This window comes from Cucumibacter marinus DSM 18995 (assembly GCF_000429865.1).
GTDB lineage: Bacteria > Pseudomonadota > Alphaproteobacteria > Rhizobiales > Devosiaceae > Cucumibacter > Cucumibacter marinus.
Map to the genome: position 1 here is coordinate 117,572 of NZ_KE386979.1, position 5,000 is coordinate 122,571.

Consider the following 5,000-nt stretch of genomic DNA (forward strand, 5'->3'; position numbering starts at 1 on the left):
CAAACCTCGGAGGTTAAAACCTGCCGGGCGTGTTCGGGTGAACGCTTGCACCCATACCGAGCTGTCCCGGCCAGCCCGCCGGCGCGAGGCAAGGAGAGAGCCGGGACTGCGAGCCGTCTCGCCAATCGATCCGGTGGATCGATTGGAGGTGAGCAGGCCATGAGAGCTGCGCTCGAATGGCAGGATGCCCAATTGCGAATGGGCCCCGGATCAAGTCCGGGGCGGCCCGAAATACCTGGCGAGGGAAAAGGAGGACGAGAGAGGGCGCTGACCGAATGAGAACCCCGGCGCACTTTTGCGCCGCGGTGTCGCAGGCGCAGCGGAGGTCACAGCGACCAGCGTCGTGACCGGAGCGGTACGCTCCGTGAGACAAGGAGAGAGCCGGGAACCGTTGGAAATGAACTTGGCCGCGGATCAGCCCGCCGTCGTGAGGCAAAGAGCGTCCGGGGCCGCCCGAGGGGGAGCATGATTGGCTGAAACTGCCATAGAGGCCAAGTTTCGCCGCATTTGTTGGGCATCGCACATTGGTGCCTGCTGCAATGGCGGGCGTGTCCGATCCGTTCGTTCAAGAGGCGCGCGGCTTGACATCAGGCTCCTTGATGGGAACTGTCTTGCAGCCGGCGCGCGGCGGGCCGGATCGGGATCGAGATTTGTGACCGGCGAAGAACCGGTCCGAGGTATCGATGTTGGGGATTGGCCAGAGGAAACCGACGGCGTGAACGCTGCGCGCAAGCACCAGATCGTATCGAGCCTTGCCGCATCCGGGTATGAGGATGCGCCCGCGCTGACGCTTGAATCGACCGACGGGGACATGCCCCAGGGCCGCGAAATTTCCGTGGCCTGGCTTTCCGGCGCCATCCTGACGGGGCTGACCAGCGTGATGCTGATGGGGGCTGCGCTCTACGTCTCCTTCAAGGGTCAGGACACCTTCTCGACGCCTTATGCGGCCTTGCAGGTCGCGCAGCCCAGCGCGGCTGCCGTCGCAGCGCTGCCGTCGACCAAGACCGACCGGGCGCGGCCCGTTGCCAAGACCCGTTCTGACCTCGAGATCGTGGAAGCGAGCATTCGCGAGGAAGTCGATGGCGGGGCGCGTATCCGCCGGCAGCCCTTCTTGCGCATCAAGGCGACGCTGGCGACTTCGGCCACCTCCCTGTCCTCGGACATTCCCGCCTACGACCCGATCGAATTGCTGCGCCGGAACCAGCCGATCGAAGGCGAAGAGGATTTCGCCATCGACGATATCTATGGCGCCGAGGTGGAAGGCGAAGTCACGGTCAAGCTGGCAAGCCTGAGTTTCTCGCAGCCGCCCCGCGCCTCGATCTCTGACCGGCGCGCTTCCGAATTCGTCAGGCAATCGCTCGAATATGCCTATGCGGACGGCGAGGCGGGCGCCGCGCTTGCCTATGCGCCGGGCAATGACCGGCTGCAGGAGATTGGTGGTGCGGTGACCATCGGTCCCGACATCACCGGGCTTTCAGGCGTTGCCGAGAATGTCACCGTTGTGCCCAAGACAACGCTTGGCGAGGCGGGCGGGTCGGGCCGTACCGAACGCATTCTCACCATTCGCGAAGAGACCAAACTGGCCGATATCCTGGGGCGGAACGGGTTCACCGAGCAGATGGTGACCGCGATCAGCCGCACGCTGCGCAATGTGTTCCCCTCCGATGTGCTGACGACGAGCAGCCATTTGCGCATTCTGTTCGGGCCTTCGCGAGGGTCGACAACCCAGATTCCCTATCGGGTCAGCATTTATGATCCCGATGATGCGCATATCGTCACCGTGGCGCTGACCGATAATGGCCGCTACGTGATCGGTACGGCGCCGACCGCCATCGAGTTCACCGACGAGGACACCGAGGAAATCGCGGTCGGGCAGCTGCCGAGCCTTTACCGGTCGATCTTCGAGACCGGGCGCAAACACGATCTCGAGGACAAGACGATCGAACGCATCGTGTCGATGTATGCCTATGACCTCGATCTGACCAAGAAGGTGGCGCCGGGCGATTCCATCGAGATCCTGCAGTCCGAGCCGGATGCCGAAGGGCACAAGGAACTGCTTTATGTCGGGCTGACCGTCGACAAGACAAAGCGTGAGCTCTACCGGTTCCAGACCGAGGACGGGGTCACCGATTTCTACGATCCGGAAGGCCAGACAGGGAAGAAGTTCCTCATTCGCCGGCCGCTCGAGGGCGGGGGGCGCCTGCGGTCCCGCTTCGGTTATCGTATCCATCCGATCTTCAAGACCCGCCGGCTGCATTCAGGGATCGACCTGGCGGCACGGACAGGCACGCCGATCTATGCGGGTGGCGACGGGGTCGTCAAAAGGGCGCAATGGGTGTCGGGCTATGGCCGCTACGTCGAACTGACCCACGCCAATGGCTACGGCACTGCCTATGCGCATATGAGCCGCATCGCTGACGGCATGAGGCCGGGCACACGGGTGCGCCAGGGGCAGGTTATCGGCTATGTGGGTTCGACGGGGAATTCCACCGGTCCGCATCTGCATTACGAGATCAAGATCAATGGCCGCCCGGTCGATGCGCTGTCGGTGCGTCTGCCGCGCGACAAGACCCTGCCCAACCGCTATGCGAGCCAGTTCGAGCAGCGCATCTCCCAGGTCCGCGACCTGATGCAGCGTGAGGACGCCCAGCCCTTCGTCATTGCGTCGGCTGACTGACCGGTTTGACCGGCAGGTGGCGGTCGAGCGTGAGGTGGCTGACAAGCGCCGAGAGTGCTGCCAGTCCTGCCGATACCCAGGCGACAGCGCTGAGCGCCGCATTGCTGGCGGCGCTGAACTGAGCGGATTGACCCGCACTCAGATCGATTTCCGGAATGCTGCCGAATGACAGGCCCTGCGGGACAGCCGGGCCGACGGTCAATGCGAAGGTGAAGGCGGCAAGCCCGCCCATTGCGGCGACCGCCACCAGCGAGGCAACGCGGGACACCGCATTGTTGATGCCCGAGGCGATGCCGGTGTCTTCATCCCCGACCGCGCCCATCACCGCTGCCGACAGCGGAGAGACCAGCAGCGCCATGCCGATGCCCATCAAGGCGATCAGCGGGGTGATGGTCTCGAAAAGCATCTCGAGCGGGGAGACGAGCGCGATGCCGGCAAAGGCCGTCGCCACGAGGCAGGAGCCGGCGGTGATCGGCGGTCCGGCGCCGAAGCGGTCGGCGAGCCAGCCGCCGACGCTCGACAGGGTGGTGATGGCGATCCCGAGCGGGAGCAATGCGAACGCCACCATCGCCTCATTGGCACCCCAGGCGCTGACAGCGGTCATGGGCAGGAAGAACATCACCGCGCCGAGGGCGAAATAGACGCAGAAGGTGAGGAAGTTCGCGCCCGAAAAGGCTTTGACCGTGAACAGGCCAAGCGGAACCATGGGGTGTTTTGCCCGCGCTTCCCAGAACAGGAACCCGGCCAGAACCGCCAGCCCCGCTGCGCCGAGGCCGGCAGCGCGGGTGAGGTTCGGCACTTCGCTCTCATTGGTCAGCGCCAGCGCGATCAGGGCGAGAGCGGCGGTGGCCAGGAGGCCACCTATGACATCGATGCGGCGGCGATCGGCTGCGTCGTCCGGTGGCACCATGAAGATCAAAAGGCCCAGTGCGACGACCCCGATGGGCAGGTTGATGGCGAAGACCAGCCGCCAGCTCCACTCGCCGAGCGCAGTCAGGGCGAAGCCGCCGAGAATCGGGCCCGCGGTCGTTGTGAGTGCGGAGGCGGCGGCCCAGATGCCGATGGCGCGCCCCCGCTCCTCGCGCGGATAGGCCTTGGCGATGATGGCAAGGCTCGAGGGCACCATGAACGCGGCGCCGATCCCCTGGACGATTCGGCTCGCGATCAGCCAGGGCGTATCGGCGGCGACGGCGCAACCGGCGGATGCGGCTACGAACAGGGCGATGCCGAAGATGAAAACGGTCCGCAGGCCGAAGCGGTCGCCGGCGGCACCGCCCACAAGCATCAGGGCAGACAGAAACAACAGATAGGCGTTGGAGACCCATTGCATGTCGGCGAGCGAAGCGGAGAGGTCTGCGCGGATGGCAGGCACCGCGATCGAGATCACGCTGCCATCGATAAAGGCCATGGCCGAAGCGAGAATGGCGACGATGAGGACGAATCGCCGGCGCTGGCGAGGGCAAAAGGTTCTGCTGCCCGAAAGGGGGCCTGCGCCCGGGTGGGGCGCCTGGGCTTCGCTCATGATGTCCTCCGGTCAGCGCAGATGCGCAGCCACGTCAGGACGCGATGTAGTCGCGCAGCGCCGCGGCCTCCTGCTCGGTTTCCTCGATTCGGCATTTGACGATATCCCCGATCGAGATCAGCCCGATCAGGCGTCCGCCGCCGACAACCGGCACGTGTCGGATGCGGCGGGTGGTCATCACCGCCATCAGTTCGTCCGAGCTCGAATCGGTATCGCAGGTCACCGGGTCGGCGGTCATCACGTCGCCGACCTGCCGGGCGAGCAGGGCTTCGCGCTCCCGCGATATCCGGCGCACAACGTCGCGTTCGGACAGGATGCCCACCACGCGGCTATCGTCGTCGACCACGACAATGGCGCCGATGTTCCTGTCATTGAGCATGTCGATTGCCTCGGCAATGCTCGTGGTTGTGCTTACCGCAAAGACATCCCGGCCCTTCCTGTCGAGGATCTGTTCAACTTTCATGGACACCTCCTTTCGCCGCACCCGGCGGGAGTTGCCTGAAACCGGGCTACAGGGCCCAAAATTCGGCAAATGCCGGGGCGATGATTGTGCGACAATCTGTCAACCCCGGCAATAGCTTGCCTCAGGCGTCCTGTTCGGGCTCAGGCAGGGCCCACACAGCCATTTCGTTGCCGCCGGGTTCGCGGAACTGGAAACGGCGGCCGCCGGGAAAGTCGAAAATCGGCACGGTGACGACCCCGCCGGCGTTTTCCACCCGTTCGAGGGCGGCGTTGATATCGTCGGTTTTGAGAATGACCAGCGGCTCGATCCGGGATTCGCTATGCCCGTCGACGCCGCCA

4 protein-coding genes (1 of these 4 cut by a window edge) are annotated in these 5,000 nt (G+C 64.8%); 1 reads left to right on the forward strand and 3 read right to left on the reverse strand.

Annotation, left to right across the window (positions count from 1 at the left end; genetic code table 11):
- Positions 1-715: 715 nt before the first annotated feature.
- Complete coding sequence (locus G489_RS0116150; protein ID WP_155889424.1) at positions 716-2,677, forward strand: M23 family metallopeptidase; 1,962 nt, start codon at positions 716-718, stop codon at positions 2,675-2,677.
- Here G489_RS0116150 and G489_RS0116155 read toward each other — a convergent pair.
- From G489_RS0116155 to G489_RS0116165, 3 genes are all read right to left on the reverse strand, one after another.
- Complete coding sequence (locus G489_RS0116155) at positions 2,658-4,199, reverse strand: MFS transporter (RefSeq protein ID WP_035873205.1); 1,542 nt, start codon at positions 4,197-4,199, stop codon at positions 2,658-2,660. The genes G489_RS0116150 and G489_RS0116155 overlap by 20 nt on opposite strands.
- A gap of 34 nt (positions 4,200-4,233) precedes the next feature.
- Complete coding sequence (locus tag G489_RS0116160) at positions 4,234-4,662, reverse strand: CBS domain-containing protein (RefSeq protein WP_029042396.1); 429 nt, start codon at positions 4,660-4,662, stop codon at positions 4,234-4,236.
- A gap of 121 nt (positions 4,663-4,783) precedes the next feature.
- Positions 4,784-5,000 carry the 3' portion of a VOC family protein gene (locus tag G489_RS0116165; RefSeq protein ID WP_029042397.1) on the reverse strand. Its footprint extends 158 nt past the window's final position, so the window shows 217 of its 375 coding nt (coding positions 159-375); its start codon lies beyond the right edge, outside the window — the gene reads right to left on this strand; it ends in the stop codon at positions 4,784-4,786.